The sequence below is a fragment of the Natrinema limicola JCM 13563 genome (assembly GCF_000337475.1).
Classification (GTDB): domain Archaea; phylum Halobacteriota; class Halobacteria; order Halobacteriales; family Natrialbaceae; genus Natrinema; species Natrinema limicola.
The window spans coordinates 22,237-38,126 of record NZ_AOIT01000052.1; the positions used below are offsets into that span (position 1 = coordinate 22,237).

13 protein-coding genes and 1 tRNA gene are annotated in these 15,890 nt (G+C 62.3%); 10 read left to right on the forward strand and 4 right to left on the reverse strand.

Translation table 11 applies throughout. The annotated features are described in order from the left end of the window. Window position 1 precedes the first annotated feature (1 nt). From C476_RS13355 to argF, 4 genes are read left to right on the forward strand one after another with little or no spacing between them, the layout of a single operon-like run. Window positions 2-868, forward strand: a complete 867-nt coding sequence (locus C476_RS13355) for an acetylglutamate/acetylaminoadipate kinase (protein ID WP_008013850.1) — start codon at window positions 2-4, stop codon at window positions 866-868. Next, window positions 865-2,013 carry an aspartate aminotransferase family protein gene (locus C476_RS13360; RefSeq protein ID WP_008013852.1) on the forward strand — a complete coding sequence of 383 codons (1,149 nt, stop codon included), beginning with the start codon at window positions 865-867 and terminating at the stop codon, window positions 2,011-2,013. The genes C476_RS13355 and C476_RS13360 overlap by 4 nt, the downstream gene beginning before the upstream one ends. Further along, a complete protein-coding gene (locus tag C476_RS13365) occupies window positions 2,010-3,080 on the forward strand; it encodes a [LysW]-lysine hydrolase (protein ID WP_008013854.1) in 1,071 nt (356 codons plus the stop codon). The genes C476_RS13360 and C476_RS13365 overlap by 4 nt, the downstream gene beginning before the upstream one ends. Window positions 3,081-3,112: 32 nt before the next feature. Continuing rightward, window positions 3,113-4,042, forward strand: coding sequence for an ornithine carbamoyltransferase (argF, locus tag C476_RS13370; protein ID WP_008013856.1), 930 nt, complete (start codon window positions 3,113-3,115; stop codon window positions 4,040-4,042). Between the two features lie 166 nt (window positions 4,043-4,208). Here the strand turns inward: argF and C476_RS13375 are convergent, their stop codons facing one another. Further along, the gene (locus C476_RS13375) at window positions 4,209-4,676 is read right to left on the reverse strand and encodes a hypothetical protein (protein ID WP_008013858.1); all 468 of its coding nucleotides are present in this window, start codon (window positions 4,674-4,676) and stop codon (window positions 4,209-4,211) included. 183 nt (window positions 4,677-4,859) lie between these two features. Here C476_RS13375 and C476_RS13380 point away from each other — a divergent pair, with 183 nt between their 5' ends. The 5 genes from C476_RS13380 (at window position 4,860) to C476_RS13400 (ending at window position 8,390) form a co-directional block, all read left to right on the forward strand. Continuing rightward, window positions 4,860-5,108, forward strand: a complete 249-nt coding sequence (locus tag C476_RS13380) for a hypothetical protein (protein WP_008013860.1) — start codon at window positions 4,860-4,862, stop codon at window positions 5,106-5,108. Between the two features lie 69 nt (window positions 5,109-5,177). After that, window positions 5,178-5,561, forward strand: coding sequence for a helix-turn-helix domain-containing protein (locus C476_RS13385; protein ID WP_008013862.1), 384 nt, complete (start codon window positions 5,178-5,180; stop codon window positions 5,559-5,561). A 57-nt stretch (window positions 5,562-5,618) separates the two neighbouring features. Further along, on the forward strand, window positions 5,619-6,893 hold the full coding sequence (thrC, locus tag C476_RS13390; RefSeq protein ID WP_008013864.1) for a threonine synthase: 1,275 nt from the start codon (window positions 5,619-5,621) through the stop codon (window positions 6,891-6,893). Window positions 6,894-7,064: 171 nt separating this feature from the next. Further along, complete coding sequence (locus tag C476_RS13395; protein WP_008013866.1) at window positions 7,065-7,400, forward strand: hypothetical protein; 336 nt, start codon at window positions 7,065-7,067, stop codon at window positions 7,398-7,400. 96 nt (window positions 7,401-7,496) lie between these two features. Continuing rightward, window positions 7,497-8,390, forward strand: coding sequence for a transcription initiation factor IIB (locus C476_RS13400; RefSeq protein ID WP_008013867.1), 894 nt, complete (start codon window positions 7,497-7,499; stop codon window positions 8,388-8,390). Window positions 8,391-8,426: 36 nt separating this feature from the next. Here the strand turns inward: C476_RS13400 and C476_RS13405 are convergent, their stop codons facing one another. Together C476_RS13405 and C476_RS13410 are read right to left on the reverse strand one after the other, a co-directional pair. Then, entirely contained in the window at window positions 8,427-12,455 is a 4,029-nt protein-coding gene (locus tag C476_RS13405) for an LAGLIDADG family homing endonuclease (protein WP_008013869.1), read from the reverse strand. A gap of 558 nt (window positions 12,456-13,013) precedes the next feature. Next, window positions 13,014-13,086 (reverse strand) — tRNA-Pro (locus C476_RS13410). Window positions 13,087-13,242: 156 nt separating this feature from the next. Between C476_RS13410 and C476_RS13415 the strand changes: the two genes are divergently transcribed. Next, window positions 13,243-13,497 carry a pro-sigmaK processing inhibitor BofA family protein gene (locus tag C476_RS13415; RefSeq protein ID WP_008013871.1) on the forward strand — a complete coding sequence of 85 codons (255 nt, stop codon included), beginning with the start codon at window positions 13,243-13,245 and terminating at the stop codon, window positions 13,495-13,497. 102 nt (window positions 13,498-13,599) lie between these two features. Here C476_RS13415 and C476_RS13420 read toward each other — a convergent pair whose 3' ends face one another. Continuing rightward, window positions 13,600-15,666, reverse strand: coding sequence for a DEAD/DEAH box helicase (locus C476_RS13420; protein WP_008013873.1), 2,067 nt, complete (start codon window positions 15,664-15,666; stop codon window positions 13,600-13,602). Window positions 15,667-15,890: the final 224 nt, after the last annotated feature.

Here is a 15,890-nt window from a genome sequence, read left to right on the forward strand (position 1 = left end):
TATGACGGTAGTCGTCAAAATCGGTGGCGCACGCGCCGTCGATCCCGAAGGCGCACTCGCAGACGTCGCGAGCCTCGTCGACGAGGGCGAAGACGTCGTGCTCACCCACGGTGGTTCGACCGCCGTCGACGAGACCTTAGAGGAACTCGGCGAGGAGCCGACCTACGTCGAGACCCCCGGCGGCGTCGTCGGCCGTTTTACCGACGAACGCACCATGGACGTTTTCAAGATGGTGATGCCGGGCAAGCTCAACACCGATCTGGTCGAGAGTCTGCACAACGAGGGTGTCGACGCAGTCGGCCTCTCGGGCACCGACGGCAAACTACTCTCTGGCAAACGCAAGTCTGCCGTCCGCGTCAAAGAGGACGGCAAGAAGAAGATCAAGCGCGGCGACCACTCGGGAAAAATCGAGTCGGTCAACGCCGACTTGCTCGAGACGACGCTCGCAGGTGGCTACACCCCCGTCGTCTCGGTTCCGATCCTCGGCAAGGAGAAGTCGGGCGGCTACACCGCAGTCAACGCCGACGCCGACCGCGCCGCGGCCGCGATCGCCGGCGCACTCGAGGCCGACCTCGTCTTGCTGACCGACGTTTCGGGCGTTTATGAGGACCCCGACGACGAGGCGACCAAGATCGAGTCGGCTGCCACGCCAGAGGAATTCGCTGGCGTCAAAGACGCTGCCGAAGGCTTCATGACCAAGAAGGTCATGGCCGCCGAGGAGGCACTCGAGGGCGGCGCATCCTCGGTCGTCGTTGCGGACGCGAACGCGGACGAACCAATCTCGAGCGCACTTGCGGGCGAGGGGACGACCCTCGAGCCCGGCGTGCTCGAAGACGAAGACGACGCTGAAACGGAGGCTGCAGAATGAGCGATTTCGATTTCGTTTCTGGCAGCAAACCGATCGGCATCGAGCGCGGTGAGGGACCGTACCTCTACACGTCCGACGGGACGGAGTACATCGACGCCGGGGCAAGCTACGCCTGCACGCCGCTCGGGCACTCTCACCCCGCCGTCGTCGACGCCGTCACCGAGCAGGTTTCCGATCTGACATTCGTCGACTCGTCCTATCCCGTCCAGTCGCGCGAGGATGCCTACGCCGCGCTCGTCGCGTCGACGCCCGACGGGCTCGATCAGGCCTGGTTCTGTAACTCCGGCACCGAGGCCAACGAGGCCGCGCTGAAGTTCGCCCGGTCGGCGACCGGCAACTCGAAGATCGTCGCCGCGACCCGCTCGTTCCACGGCCGGACGATGGGGTCGCTCGCGGCGACCTGGAAGGACAAGTACAAGAAGCCGTTCGAGCCGCTTGCCGGTGACGTGGAGTTCGTCCCCTACGGCGACGGCGAGGAGCTCGCTGACGCCGTGGACGACGAGACCGCGGCCGTAATCCTCGAGCCGATTCAGGGCGAAGGCGGGATCAACGTCCCGCCCGCGGGCTACCTCGAGACCGCCCGCGAATGCACCGACGAGGCCGGCGCAGCGCTGGTCTTCGACGAGGTCCAGACCGGCATGGGACGGACGGGGTCGATGTGGGCCTGCCAGAACGCAGGCGTTGCCCCCGATATCCTCACGACCGCAAAAGGCCTCGGCAACGGCCTCCCGATCGGCGGCGTCGCGGTTCGAGACTGGATCGCCGACGGCGCGGCCTCGCACAATTCGACCTTCAGCGGCGGCCCCGTCGTCACCGCGGCGGTCCACGCGACGATTTCGACGCTGGTCGAGGAGGAGTGGCCCGCCCACGCCGCCGCGATGGGCGACTATCTCACGACGGAACTCGAGGCCACGCTCGGTGACGAGGTGCGCGAGATCCGCGGTGAAGGACTGCTCGTCGGCATCGAGTTGAAACGCGGGGCGAACCGCGTCGCCCGTGACCTGGCGATGAACCACCAGGTGCTGGCGCTGCCGGCGGGTCGAACCGTCCTGCGTCTGCTGCCGCCGCTGGTGATCGACGACGACGCGGCGGACCAACTCGTGGACGCGCTGGGCGCGGTCATCTCACCCGACTCCGAATCATGAACGCGAGCACGGGCGATCCGACGGACGTCTCGCTCGAGGAGGCTCGAGACCTGCTGGTCGACCTCGTCTCGATTCCCTCGCCGACCCGCGAGGAACGCGAGGCAGCCAAACGACTCGTGGACTTCTTCGAGGCCCACGACCGTGAGGTCTGGATCGACGCGGTCGGGAACGTCCGCGCGCCGGCGGACGATTCCGTCCTTCTGACCTCCCACATCGACACCGTGCCGGGAGACATTCCCGTCGAGGTCGAGGACACCGGCGACGACGAGATTCTCTGGGGGCGTGGCAGCGTTGACGCGACGGGCCCACTCGCCGCGATGGCGGCTGCGGCCGTCCGAACCGGCGTGTCCTTCGTCGGTGTCGTCGGCGAGGAAGTCGACTCGAAGGGGTCGCGCTATCTGGTCGACGACCGGGAGAGCCCGCCGGACGCCGTCGTCAACGGCGAACCCTCCGGAGCCGACGGAATCACGCTCGGCTATCGCGGCTTGATCGCCGGCACGTACGTCGCGACAAGCGAGTCCGGCCATACCTCGCGGCCGGACCCGAACGCGATCCAACACGCCGTTCGCTGGTGGTCGGCCGTCGAGGAGCGCTTCGAAGGCGACGAGTACGAACCGGTCTTCGAGCAAGTGACGACCAAGCCGGTCGACATCGAAGGCGGCGTCAGCGAGGACGGTCTCTCCGTCGAGGCGACGATGGACGTCCAGTTGCGCGTCCCGCCGGCGCTCGACGTCGAGACCGTTCGCGAAGCCGCCGAAGCCGAACTCGAGGTCGGGACCGTCACCTGGAAGGACAAGGTGCCACCGGTGATGATGAGCCCGCGAACGGAGGTCGCCCGGGCGTTCCGCGTTGCCATCCGCAAGGAAGGCGACGATCCGCGTCTGGTGCGAAAGACCGGCACCAGCGACATGAACATCTACGCCGGGGCCTGGGACTGTCCGATGGTTACCTACGGGCCCGGCAACTCAGACCTCGATCACGCACCCGACGAACGGCTCCCGTTGTCGGAGTTCGATCAGTCGGTGTCGATCTTAGAGCGTGTCGCGCGGACGCTCAGTGAGAACTGACCACTAAGTATTCGCAGACGAGTTATTATACTATGACGACAGATACGGACGAGACACAGCCGAGACATTTCCTCGACGTCGACGACCTCTCCGAGGCGGAACTGTTCGCAGTTCTCGACAGAGCCGACGAATACAAACGCGCCGTCGAGAACGGCGAGGACCACGCCGACCTGTCCGGACAGACCTTAGGGATGCTCTTCCAGAAGGCAAGCACTCGGACCCGCGTCTCCTTCGAGACGGGGATGACCCAACTGGGCGGGCACGCGATCTTCCTCGGGGAAGACGACATCCAACTCGGGCGGGGCGAACCGCTGAAAGACACCTCGCGTGCGCTCTCACGATACGTCGACGCGGTGATGGCCCGCGTCTTCAAACACGAGAACGTCGAGGTGCTCGCCGAATACTCGTCGGTGCCGATCGTCAATGGGCTCACCGACGACGCCCACCCCTGCCAGACGCTCGCGGACCTCCAGACGATCCGCGAACACGAGGACGGCCTCGAGGACGTCTCGGCGGCCTGGATCGGCGATGGCAACAACGTCGCCCAGTCGTTCGCGCTCGGCTGTGCCCTGACCGGCGTCGACCTGACGATTGCAACGCCCGCGGGGTACGAAGTCGACGACGCCGTCTTAGAGCGCGCCCGCGACCTCGGCGGCGATCCGACGACCACGACCGATCCCATCGAGGCGGCCACCGACGCCGACGTCATCTACACGGACGTTTGGATCTCGATGGGTCAGGAAGACGAACGTGACGTTCGCATGAACGACTTCGAGGGCTTCCAGGTCTCTGCGGACTTGCTCGAGCACGCCCCCGAGGCCTCGGTGATGCACTGCCTGCCGGCTCACCGCGGCGAGGAGATCACTGACGACGTCGTCGAGGGCGACCAGTCGATCGTCTTCGATCAGGCCGAAAACAGGCTTCACGCCCAGAAGGCGTTGTTGAGCTGGTTGCTCGAGTAGTCAGTCGATCACGAACGAAGTGAGTGATCGGTTTTTGGTCCAGATTTTTTCGTGAGTGGTGAGTGGAACGAACCCGAGCGAAAAAAGGTGGGCTGTAAAACAGGCTTCACGCCCAGAAGGCGTTGTTGAGCTGGTTGCTCGAGTAGCTGTTCGATCCCGCTTTTCCTTACTCGAGGGCTGCGTACACGATGCCGAGGACGAGTCCGTACGCGGCGTGGCCGACGAGACTCTCGACAGCGATGTTCGGGACGGCAGGTGCCAGTTCGAACCCGACCGCCGAGAGCCAGATCGGCATCACGAAGACGGCGAGGACCAGCCAGACCCCGACGCCGTAGCCGAGTCCAAGGAGTCCTGCCGTCGTCGGACTCGCGTCGGCGCGCCCCGTTGTGACGAGCAGCGCCGCGAAGACGACACCGATGACCGCGCCGTGGGAGAGGTGAACGATCGTTCCCGCAAGCCCGCCTTCGAGCCCATACATCGCTGGGATCGCCATCTCGAGGACGCCAGGCGTCTGGACCACCATCATCGCGCCGAAGACGATCGCGCCGATGATACCGCCGACAGTTCCTGCCTGCCAGGGCTCGAGTGCCGTTTCAGTTCGTTCGGGTCGTTTGGTTACTGTCTCTGATGCCATATGACATCACACACTCTGGGTCAGTGTAGCGGTATCCCGGTTCGGGACTCGTCATGCACAGCCGGTTCCCGGCGCTCGGTTTTGCCTGTCGGGGGTCTTTGAATTGCCCGCAGCGACCGGAGGGCCCAGCAGTTGGAGCGATGATACGAAGTTTCTTTGGACCAGCGCACCCACTCTCACGCGATGTCGAACCCGCTCCGGATCTCGGCTGGCGACCTCGAGGCGGATGCCATCATGGACGCGATCGAGGACGGACGACGGGTCGTGATTACGACGACAGCGGCACAGAGCGAGTACGAGGTGACGTTGCGATACGACGGCTCGGTGTACTACTGTGATACGCCGACGCGGCTCCACCGCCACGAGACCGAACGCGAAATGCGGACCTGCATCCGAAACATGGGCTACGGGGCAACAGCTGAGAATGCGTGACGACGGCGCGGCTGCACGTTCCGGCTGGCCGTGACGAGTATTTTGACGTTCGCGGCCGTACGAGCCAGTATGTCCGACACCCCCCAGCACCGCCTCGGGGAACTGATGGAGGAATCGAACCCCCAGTTCGAAACCGTACTGAGCTGCGTGTTCGGAATCGGGGATCACGAGACTCGGACCTACTTGACACTGTATTCTCAACCCGGCAGTACGATCGAAGAGTTGGCCGCGACGCTCGAGCGAGACCGGAGTACGGTCAACCGCTCGCTGTCGACGCTGCACGAGCGGGACCTCGTTCGCCGGGATCGACGGTTGCTGGACGGTGGTGGGTACATTTACCAGTATACTGCGATCGCGCTGCCAGACGTCAAAGAGATGCTGCACGAAGCGCTGGACGTCTGGACGGCGACGGTTCACGACGTGATCGACGAGTTCGACGAGACGATCGAGTAACCCACGTCATCGCCGAATCCACTCACTTTTTCCCTGTTGCATCCCTCCCATCCGATAATGAGTCTCAGTCTCTCGGCCGAGCAGCCTGACGAACCCGCCGACGCCGACGATGGCGTCTGGCTCGAGTGCATCGAGTGTGGCGAGACGTTCGCTCCCTTCGACGACGTTCGCTACACCTGTGATGAGTGTGACGGACTGCTCGAGGTTCGCTACGCCGAGTTGCCGACGTTCGACGATTTCGAGGGCCACGGCGTCTGGCGGTATGCCGACGCGCTGCCCTTTGCAGAAGGCGTCTCGATTCAGGAGGGTGCGACGCCGCTGTATGAGGTTCCTCGTCTCGAGGAATCGATCGGTGTCGAGACGCTGCGGATCAAACACGAGGGGATGAACCCGACGGGCTCGTTCAAAGACCGCGGGATGACCGTCGGCGTCCGCGTCGCGAAGGAACTCGGCGTCGGTCGGCTGGCCTGTGCGTCGACCGGAAACACGAGCGCTGCACTGGCCGCCTACGGCTCCCGCGGCGGCATGGAGACGCTCGTCCTCCTGCCCGCAGGGAAGGTCGCCGCCGGCAAGATCGCTCAGGCGAGTCTCCACGGCGCGCGCATTCTCGAGGTCGACGGCAACTTCGACGCCTGTCTCGACATCGTTCAGGAACTCGCCGCCAAGGGCGAGGCCTACCTGCTGAACTCGCTGAATCCCTTCCGCCTCGAGGGCCAGAAGACGATCGGCCTCGAGATTCTCGAGGGCTTCCTCGCCGATTACGACGCCGTTCCGGACCGGATCGTGCTGCCAGTCGGCAACGCGGGCAACACCTCAGCACTGTACAAGGCCTTCCGCGAACTCGTTCAGGCCGGCGAACTCGACGAGGACGACGTGCCCAAGCTGACGGGTGTGCAGGCCGAAGGCGCTGCCCCGATGGTCGAGGCGATCGAAAACGGCGCCGACGAAGTCCGGCGCTGGGACGATGTTGAGACGCGTGCAACCGCAATCCGGATCGGCAATCCGGTCAACGCACCCAAGGCCCTGCCCGGCATCCGCGAGACCGGTGGCACCGCGGTTGCGGTCTCCGACGAGGAGATCACCGAGGCCCAGCGCGACATCGCAGGTGAGGGAATCGGCGTCGAACCCGCCTCTGCCGCGTCGATCGCCGGCCTGCGCAAGCTCCGTGCCGAGGGAGTCGTTGACGACGATGAGCGCGTCGCCTGCCTGACGACGGGGCACCTGCTCAAAGACCCCGACGCTGCGGCCGCCGCCGGCAGCGAGCCCGAACCTGTGCCGGCCGACACTGCGGGCGTGCTCGCGAGCATCGCGAGCGAGCGCTCGTCGGAGTAGTGAACCGCCTCGGGGTCACGCCCCGAGGCACTCGCCTTGCTTATCTGTAGATCCGGGTGTGCTCGAGCACCTCTCGGAGTAACGTCCGTCGGGCGCACGACCCGCGTCAGACGTGTCTGACACCCGACTGACTGATCTTTTTCTCGCTCCCTGTGGACGTCCTATCGAGCCATGTCCGCCGAACAGGCCGACTCCGTCTCTCCCGCTGACGACCGACACCAACCGATCATCGTCGACGACGCGCTCGAATCGACCGCCCCGCGTGACCGGTTGATCACCGATTCGACACACCACCCAGCGTTGCGTTCCGCTCGGATCGAACGGATACGACTCTCCGCTCGCATCGCCGTACTCGAGCGGGCACTCGAGACAAGTAAGCGACGCCGACAGGCGATCGTCGACCAGTACGAACGACTGTTGGCTGAGCGGACGGATACGACGGGCCCCTCACCCTGCGAATCTCAATCGCAGTCACAGTCCGTACTGACGTGGCTCTTCGATCGATAGCTCTCTGCCGACTGTCGTTTCACGTCTCTCGTTCGTTCCTCTCTCCAATAGTTTAAATACTATTAGAATCAAATTGGATATAAGGGGAAATAACCAATGGCAGATGCCGATACAGCACCGGACTGCCCCGAATGTGACGGCAGATTACGGAAGCAGGGCACGGAAATCGTCTGTGAGGAGTGTGGACTCGTCTCCGCGGAAGACGAGATCGATCGCGGCCCGGAGTGGCGGTCGTTCGAGGACGACGACTCCGATCCGAGACGAACCGGGGCACCGCTGACTCGGTCGCGCCACGACCGTGGACTTTCAACGGAGATCGGATACGGCTCGCACGCAGGCACCAGCTCTCGTCTGACCGGCCGGAAACGGCGACAGATCGCTCGTCTTCGCCGCGAACACAACCGCGCACGGATCTCGTCGAAAGCCGAGCGAAATCAGGTGTACGGCTTTGCGGAAATCAGACGGCTCACTGCCTTGCTCTCGCTGCCGGAGTCCGTCAGAGAGCAGTCCTGTGCGCTGTTCGAATCCGCCCAGTCAGAGGGGCTCTTTCAGGGGCGTTCGCTCGAAGGATTTGCCGCCGCTGCGATCTATGCCACCTGTCGGACGCGCTCGATCGCCCGCACGATCGACGAAATCACTGCCGTTGCACGCGCTGACAATGCCGAACTCTCGGCTGCCTACGATGCGATGAACCGCGAGCTGGGGCTGCGGACGGGGCCGATCGACCCCGCACAGTATTTGCCACGCTTCGCTTCTGAACTCGAGCTCGGAACCGCCGTCGAGCGTCGCGCGCGAGAACACGTCGAGGCCCTACTCGAAGCGGGCCTGATCGGCGGTCGCAATCCCGGCGGCGTCGCTGCGGCCTGTCTCTACAAGGCGGCCGGAGAACGCGAGGCGTGGCCGTCGATCACACAGGCCGCCGCTGCCGAGGTCGCCGACGTCGCAGCAGTGACGATTCGGGCGACCGTTACAAATATCGACGAGCTCTGACGGCGGCTCGCTCAAAACGTCGCGAGACGACTCCGGTTACGTCGTCCGAAGCGTATCCGTACTCGGCTCGTAGACCTCGCCTTTCTGTTTGAGCTTGTCGATCTCGTGTTCGGCTTTCGACTGGTCCATACCGACCTCTTCGGCGCGTTCGAGGACGATATCGACCGGCGCACCGTCGTCGTACTCCTCTTCGATGTCGCTGATGAGTCCTTTGAGGTTCTTGATCCGGTCGCGTTGGGATTTCGAGGTGCCGGCCTCGACGATGTCCGCGTCGAACTCGCCGGTTTCGGGATCGACGCCGATGTCCTGGAGACAGGAGCGAACGATTTCGACGGACTGTTCGGCATCGCGCTGCTCGACCGTGTCCGAGAGGCGAACACGGGCGCTTGCCTCCGCAAGTCGAACCAGTGCCTCGAGTTTCCGCGCCGTGACGGGAACGGCAGCGTCTTCGTCGGTCCCCTTCGACCGCAGATCGACGTAGAAGTCCCGAATCGTTGCTTGGGCTGCGTCGGTCATCCGCGGATGACAGTTCTGCTTGGCGTAGGCGATATATTTGCGCAGGAGTTCGGCGTCGATCTCGGGATCGACCTGCTCGGTCATCTCCTCGATCTCGTCGTCACTGACCTCGAGGGAAGTCATCTCTTCTTGTTGTGTGGTCAACTCCCCTGCGTAATTGGTCGTCAAGATGTGTTCTGCGAGATTCCGGTCTTTCTCCTCGTCGGGCTGGTCAGTGACCGTGAAAATCAGATCGAACCGCGAGATGAGCGCTGGCTCGAGGTCGATCTGCTCGCCGATCGGTTCGTACTGATCGAAGCGGCCGTACTTAGGGTTCGCGGCACCCAGCAGCGAACAGCGCGATTTGAGAGTGGCGTTGATGCCAGCCTTCGAGACGGAGATTTTCTGCTGTTCTAAGGCCTCGTGCATGGCGGAACGGTCCTCGGAATTGTGGACGACCATCCCGTTCGCGATGAAGTTGTGTGTTCCCTCGACGGTAAGGTCATAGACGCGTGGCTGGTCTCGCGGTTCGATCTCCTCGAGAAGCGCCGATATCTGCTCTCGCTTCGCGTCGAATAACGATTCACAGACGGACTGGACGGTATCGAAGTTGTCGACATCGACGGCTCCCGAGAACCACCGTGAGATCGTTGATCCTGCGACATCCATCTCCGCTGCCACTTGCTGGAACGAGATGTCATACGTCTCGAGTTGCTCCTGTAATTCATCCCACGTTTTGGCTGGTTCGTCCGTTTCGAGCACGGAGCGCGCACGTTCTCGGATCGAATCGACGGTCGAAGCGCCGATTACATCCGCGAGTCGTTGTTCGAGAACTCGGATTCTGGTATCCGTGTGGTCGTGGGCAGCTACCGAGTGGACTGCAGTGACACGACGCCATTTCACATCGCTCTCGATCAACTTCCGAAGCGGCTCGAGATCAACCGACGCAGGCGTTGCGAGTAATTCACGTAGCCGGTTTCGAACCAGCTCTCGAAGATCTTCACTATTCCCCCATCGAGCAGATACCTGTTGCTGAGAAAGCGGCAGTTCTGCAGCCACCTCTCTCTGAGAGACGTGGTATCGCTCTCGGAGTTCTGCGAGACGTTCCCAGGACGTCTCGGAAGCGAGTTCGTCACGATTCTCGCTGGCTGCTGTTTTTCGCTCTTCGAACGTCTCGAGTATCGTTTCTGAGAGCCGAAGCGACGCGTTGGCATCTCCGTTTTCGAAGTTGCAGTAGGTCGCATCGCTCTGTAGCCCACACTCCGATTGATGGAGTCGGAGCGCACCACGTGCTTGTTCGAACAACTCACCACACTCGGGTAGCACGTCGAGAATCGTTCGAGTACCGGTCGTTCGGTCACAGGCCCGTTCCAGCGCACGCTGCTTTCGATTCAGGGTGAATCCGATGTGTCGATCGAACGCTTCGAGTGAGTGATCGGACGTGATCGCGAGAACGAATAGGTCTCGCTTGCCGTCGCGGGTTCGCGTCTGTATCTGACTCGAGATGCCGAACTCGAGCAGGAGCATCTTCGTCCCGAGAAGAAGCTCGTAGCTCGAGGAGGAAATCTTGACGACTCGGGTATCGACTGTCCCCTCCGAATCTGCGAGCGCACGAATGAACGCCGCTTTCGTCTCACGGGATGCATTGGTTACCGCTTGGGGGAGTCGTTTCCCGTCGTACGTCTCGAGGTTCGCGCCTGAATCGAGAAGGGCGTCGACGTATTGCTTCCCATGAACACGGATCGTTTCGACACCGTCATCCCGTTGCTCGCTCGGATGGCGAACAGTGTGTGTATCGAACGCCTCTTTGCACGCTGACTCGAAGTCATCCAGCAGTTCGTCTTCAGTGTTGGTAAAGCGGAATCCGTAGCTACCCGCTTCTCGGTCGTAGCAGACGTTCCCGTCACCGGCGATGTAACCCAAGATTGCGCCGTGAGCAGCGCTTATGTGACTGGGTTCTGCGTTCGTCTCAGCGGCGGGAAGGACGCTGACTCCACCATCGGTGAGTTCTGTCGGAACCGTCCCCGGCACGTACACCCAGTCATCTTCGCGAAGCTGCTGAGCTTGCCGTTCTTCGCGTTTGCCGTCCGCCAGAACGAAGAACGGGTGGTCTGCCGTCGTCGTGAGCTGTTCTCCGCTCTCCAGTTCGACGTTCCACAACTCATCCGGCGCGTTGTACTCGTGGATCGCGAGAACGTCACGTTTGACGATAGCTCCGTCGTCAGTCATCGTCCAGACGTCCGCATCGACATCACGAATCGTCCGACCGTTCTCGAGGTCTTCGACCGACCCGTCTGCTATCGCGTCGTGTGCGAGTTCCCGAATCGGCTTGATCCCACTCCCGGTGTGTACCAAGGTATCTCCTGTGACACACCGCATCTTATCGAGCTCGTCGACCGCTGCGATTCCCTGATCGGCGAGGACGAGCGCGCCAGCCTCGAGCGTCCACTGCTGGCCGTCCCCGAAGTCGTCGCGGACGGCGGCGGCTGTGAGACCTGCCGAGGACGATCCCTTGCCTGAGGTGTAGACCGAGCGGGGTGCGATGTTCTGGATGTAGCCCAGCATCTGCGATTTCCCAGTCCCCGGATCACCGATCAACAGCATGTGCAGGTCGCCTCGAATCCGCGAGCCGTCGGGCAACTGCTTGGTCACGCCCGAGAACAACTGCAGGATCATTGCGAGTTTCTCCTGCTCGTAGCCATAGATCGAGGGCGCGATGGAGGCGATCATCTTCTCGTAGACATCGTCACGGTTGGAAATCTCGTAGATCTGCTTCTTGTCCTCGTCGGTGATGTCCATGTCCTCGAACTGTTCTTCGTCGATATCGACGGACATCCCTTCCATGTAGAAGTCGAAGACGGGCGATTTGTCCTGGTTGTCGCCCTGTTGCTCGAGGCGGAGGACGCCGGTCGCGGAGACGTGGTCGCCGGGGGTGACCTCGCCGGTGATGTCGTCTTCAATGTGGACGTCGAGCGACTGGGGGGTTTCGCCGCCGCGCAGTCCCTCGGGGCTTTCTTGGATGCGCAGTTTTTGGGAGTCGACGAACTCGGACTGGTCGAAGTTGATGCGGAAGGGGCCCTGTCGTTCACAGCCCTGACATTCGTGGGGTTCCTGGAAGTCACCGCTTGATTGCGGGACGCGTGTGAGGGTGCCACAGAGCTGGCACTCGAAGGCTGCTTCCTCGATTTTGGGGCGGACGTCGGTGGCTTTGCGGACGATTCCGTGGACCTGCACGAGGGAGTTCATATCCGGCGCGCGGATCTCCCGGATCTCGGGGGACTCCGTCTCGGGGAGATTGCGGATCCGGACGTGTGCCTGTCCAAGGCTGACGTCGATCGGGAGATCGTACAGTCGCAGCGCTTCCTCGGCGTAGCGCTGGAGCTGTTCGGGCTGGGCGATGAAGTCGTCCGCGAGGTCGGGATCGAACCGGTAGAGATCCTGCCAGTCGACGTGCAGCGACCGCTGCTCGTTGGGATAGCGTTGGGCAAGCTGTTTGATCTCGTTGTCGTAGTAGTTGCGGAAGAACTGCTCGAAGGAGTCGACGAGTTCTGAGTTGCCCGCTTGCGCCATTGCACCGTCCTAGGGCTGCCATCGGGTATAAATGGTTGTAAACGAGGACGAAGCTGAACGGCTCGAGGCATCGACCGCTGCGAGCGGTCAGCGAGCCGCTATCGTACGCAGACGGGCTCGAAAGAGCACACGACGATGCGTTCGGAGCTTGGCACCCGCGACTGGAAGCACTGCTGATAAAACGAGTTTATTGCCGTCAGTGGCCGCTGTTGTCCGACAGGGCTGTACTATTGCTTCCACGGAAGGCTTCATTGGTTGGTCCCCACTACATAGGATTGAGGTGATCCCAACGAATAGCGAGATGATCCGTACACAACTCGATCCTCACTGTGGTCAGTCTAATCGTACTCCGTGTGGATCCTGTTGACTGTTTCCACAGAACACCTCACCCCCCGAACTCATAGTTTCGTTCTCTGCCGTCGGTTTCGATGTCGCCCGCTAGTCAGTACTACTACTCATCACACCGATCGCAGTAGCCGCCAGTCACGGAGTTGTGCTGTAAAAAGCTGTCTGAGCATCCCAGAGCCATCGCTGGCGGTCTTGCTCACAGCAGAACTATGGGATCGCCCGGATTTGAACCGGGGTCACGGGCACCCAAGGCCCGAAGTATACCAAGCTAACCCACGATCCCGTACATATCGATATCGCCCCCACACCATAAAGCGTTTCGTTATCCTGCTGCCCGTCGTCGTATGGACTGCCACGCTCGAGGCGGCCACTCTCTCCCTTCGAGACAGTCATCGGGAACCGACAGAACGGTTTTGCCCGATGCCGTGATAGCGCTCCTATGACCGGACTCGAGTTGCTGTTTTTGATTCTCGCCCTGGTGCTCGTTCTCGGTGCGGCACAGCTCATTGCGGTTGCCAGACCCTTCATTATCAACGCGGTGGGCGGGCTCGTCGTGTTGTACCTCGCCCAGGTCGGCTTCGGCGTCACGGTGGCGGTGTCGCCGCTGACGATCTTGATCGTCGCAGTCGGCGGTGTACCGGGCTCGGTGCTCGTACTTGCACTGTCGCTGTTCGGAATCGCGTTCGTTCCGTGACCGACGAGTCATCTTGCCTGCTGCCTTATCGTTCTGGCCGCCAAAGCGGGCGTAAAAACGATCGTGGCTGGACTCGGCGCGTACCGAGCGCGACTGGCGCGATCAGCGATCCTCGTCGCGCAGTTCGATGTCCGCGACGAGTTCGTAGGGGTGGGCGTCCTTGCGAATGCCATCGATGAGCGTAAACGCCTCGCCGGGCTCTAAGAAGTGTTCCGTGACCACGCGACCGAGCGGTGTGGGTTCGAAGCCGTCGATGAACTCGTACTCCAGGAGTTTGCCGATAGCGTGTTTCGTCGGCACGTCGCCGATCATGCGGTCGTTGAGCGCCTTTGCGGCTTTGCCGCCGACGGTGACGTTCGCCAGCGTCTCCTCGACTGCGGCGGCCTCGTCGTAGTGGGTCATCACCGATTCCATCTCGCCTTTGAGGAGTTTGAACGCGACTTCGTCCTCGGACATCTCCATCGAGTTGTGGTATGCGCAGTCGGGTTCGACGAGGACGTATACGGTCCCTTCATCGTGATAGTCAGGTCGACCCGCGCGGCCGAGCATCTGGTGGAATTCTTGCACCGAAAGCCACTCGATGCCCATCGCCAGCGAGTCGAAGATCACCTGCGAGGCCGGGAAATCGACACCTGCAGCGAGTGCGGCAGTCGTCACGACCGCGGCGAGTTCCTGCTCGCCGAACTTACGTTCGACCTCCTTGCGCCGTTTGTAATCGAGGCCGGCGTGATAGGGCGCAGCCGAGTACTCGAGTTTGCGTGAAATCTCGTGACACCGTCGCCTCGAGTTGGTGAAGATGATCGTCTGCCCGCGATACCCCTTCGAGGATTCGGTGTCGAACGCGCGTTTGACGAGTTTGTTCTCGACGCGGACTTTTTCTTGGCCGTCGGCGAACGTGACGTGACGTTCGATCGGCACCGGCCGCTCCTCGAACTCGATGAGTGTCGACTCGAGAGCCCCCGCGAGCTGTTCGGGGTTGCCGACCGTCGCCGAGAGGTAGACCCACTGCGCGCCCTGGTAGTCGTCGCGGCGCTTCGCGCGTTGCTCGCAGGTGTACTTGAGCCGCGAGATGAGCCCGTCCAGCCGGTGGCCTCGCTCCTCCTCTTTGAGGGTGTGGACCTCGTCGATGACGACGGTGCCGATGTCACCCATGTCCTTGCCTGTCCGCAGGGCGTGGTCGATCCCCTCGTAGGTGCCGACGATGACGTCGGCGTTGGGATCGAACTGGTTGCCGTTGTCGGCGATCCGGCTCGCGCCCACGCGAATGGAGACGTCGACGAGGTGGCCGTATTCGTCCTGGAAGTCCTCGTACTTCTGATTGGCCAGGGCCACCAGCGGCACGAGAAAGAGCATCGTCCCCTTGCCGTTGAGCACGCGGTTGATGCCGGCCATCTCGCCGACGAGGGTCTTCCCGGTCGCCGTCGCCGAGACGACCATTTGGTCCTCGCCGTCGAAGAGGCCGTTTTCGACCGCGAGGCTCTGGACCGGCAGCAGGGTCTCGAACCGGTCCTCGAGCAGGTTCTGCAAGCCGGGATGCAGGTTCAGCGAGTCGATCCGGACAGGGTCGACCTCGTCGGTCGTCGCCGAAATCGTATCGAACTTCGTCAGATCGGGATCGAGTCGGCCCTTGAGCAGGTTGACGATCCGTTCTAGGTCCTGGACCTCGAGCATGAGGTCCTCGAGACGCTCTTTGGCCGCGCCAGTGACCGCACCACTGCCCGAAAACGACAGCTGGCGCTCGAGTTCCTGGCGGGCACAGTCCCGACAGATCCAGTCGTTGTCGTCTTTGATAGCCGTCTCGGTCGTGATCGGCGAGTACCGGCCCGCGGAGGCACAGTAGCGGCAGGTCCGGACGGTCTTGGCTTTGTCTTCGAGCTGGTAGCCCGCGAGCATCTCGGTGAGTTCGCGCCGTCCCTCGGGTGAGGTTTGCTCGGAGATGCGGATGCGTTTGGCTCGACGGGCGAGCTCGACGAACTCGTCGGGCTGGCGGGGCTCTTCGCTCGAGCCGTCTTTGAGCCGGAACTTCGCGGGGCGGGGACCGGCCGAGGTTTCCGAGAGTCCGAGCTTCGCTCTGAACAGCCGTTTGCCGTCACGTTCGACGACGATCAGGTAGTCGTCGCCGGTTTCGTGACAGAAGATCGTATCGACCTGCTGGACCTGCTTCGACACGGCCACGAGTAGGGCGTGGCAGTATTTCAGCGGTTCGGACTGACTCGAGCGGACCGCTTCGACGCTATTCGTTCGTGTCTCGACTCGCCTTGCTACGGCTCTCCGGTGTCCAATGCTTCCGCACCTTCGAGCATTAGCCCCTTCCAGGTGTAACCGCGTTTGTTTTTGATCTCTTTCAACCGCTCGTACTGTTCGTCGTCTACCTCGAACCGAATTGATTTGCT

What these genes read in the sequence shown, in the direction of transcription:
- C476_RS13355 (WP_008013850.1), top strand. Translation starts at nt 2, where the DNA reads ATGACGGTAGTCGTCAAAATCGGTGGCGCACGCGCCGTCGATCCCGAA.
- C476_RS13360 (WP_008013852.1), top strand. Translation starts at nt 865, where the DNA reads ATGAGCGATTTCGATTTCGTTTCTGGCAGCAAACCGATCGGCATCGAG.
- C476_RS13365 (WP_008013854.1), top strand. Translation starts at nt 2,010, where the DNA reads ATGAACGCGAGCACGGGCGATCCGACGGACGTCTCGCTCGAGGAGGCT.
- argF (WP_008013856.1), top strand. Translation starts at nt 3,113, where the DNA reads ATGACGACAGATACGGACGAGACACAGCCGAGACATTTCCTCGACGTC.
- C476_RS13375 (WP_008013858.1), bottom strand. Translation starts at nt 4,676, where the DNA reads ATGGCATCAGAGACAGTAACCAAACGACCCGAACGAACTGAAACGGCA.
- C476_RS13380 (WP_008013860.1), top strand. Translation starts at nt 4,860, where the DNA reads ATGTCGAACCCGCTCCGGATCTCGGCTGGCGACCTCGAGGCGGATGCC.
- C476_RS13385 (WP_008013862.1), top strand. Translation starts at nt 5,178, where the DNA reads ATGTCCGACACCCCCCAGCACCGCCTCGGGGAACTGATGGAGGAATCG.
- thrC (WP_008013864.1), top strand. Translation starts at nt 5,619, where the DNA reads ATGAGTCTCAGTCTCTCGGCCGAGCAGCCTGACGAACCCGCCGACGCC.
- C476_RS13395 (WP_008013866.1), top strand. Translation starts at nt 7,065, where the DNA reads ATGTCCGCCGAACAGGCCGACTCCGTCTCTCCCGCTGACGACCGACAC.
- C476_RS13400 (WP_008013867.1), top strand. Translation starts at nt 7,497, where the DNA reads ATGGCAGATGCCGATACAGCACCGGACTGCCCCGAATGTGACGGCAGA.
- C476_RS13405 (WP_008013869.1), bottom strand. Translation starts at nt 12,455, where the DNA reads ATGGCGCAAGCGGGCAACTCAGAACTCGTCGACTCCTTCGAGCAGTTC.
- C476_RS13415 (WP_008013871.1), top strand. Translation starts at nt 13,243, where the DNA reads ATGACCGGACTCGAGTTGCTGTTTTTGATTCTCGCCCTGGTGCTCGTT.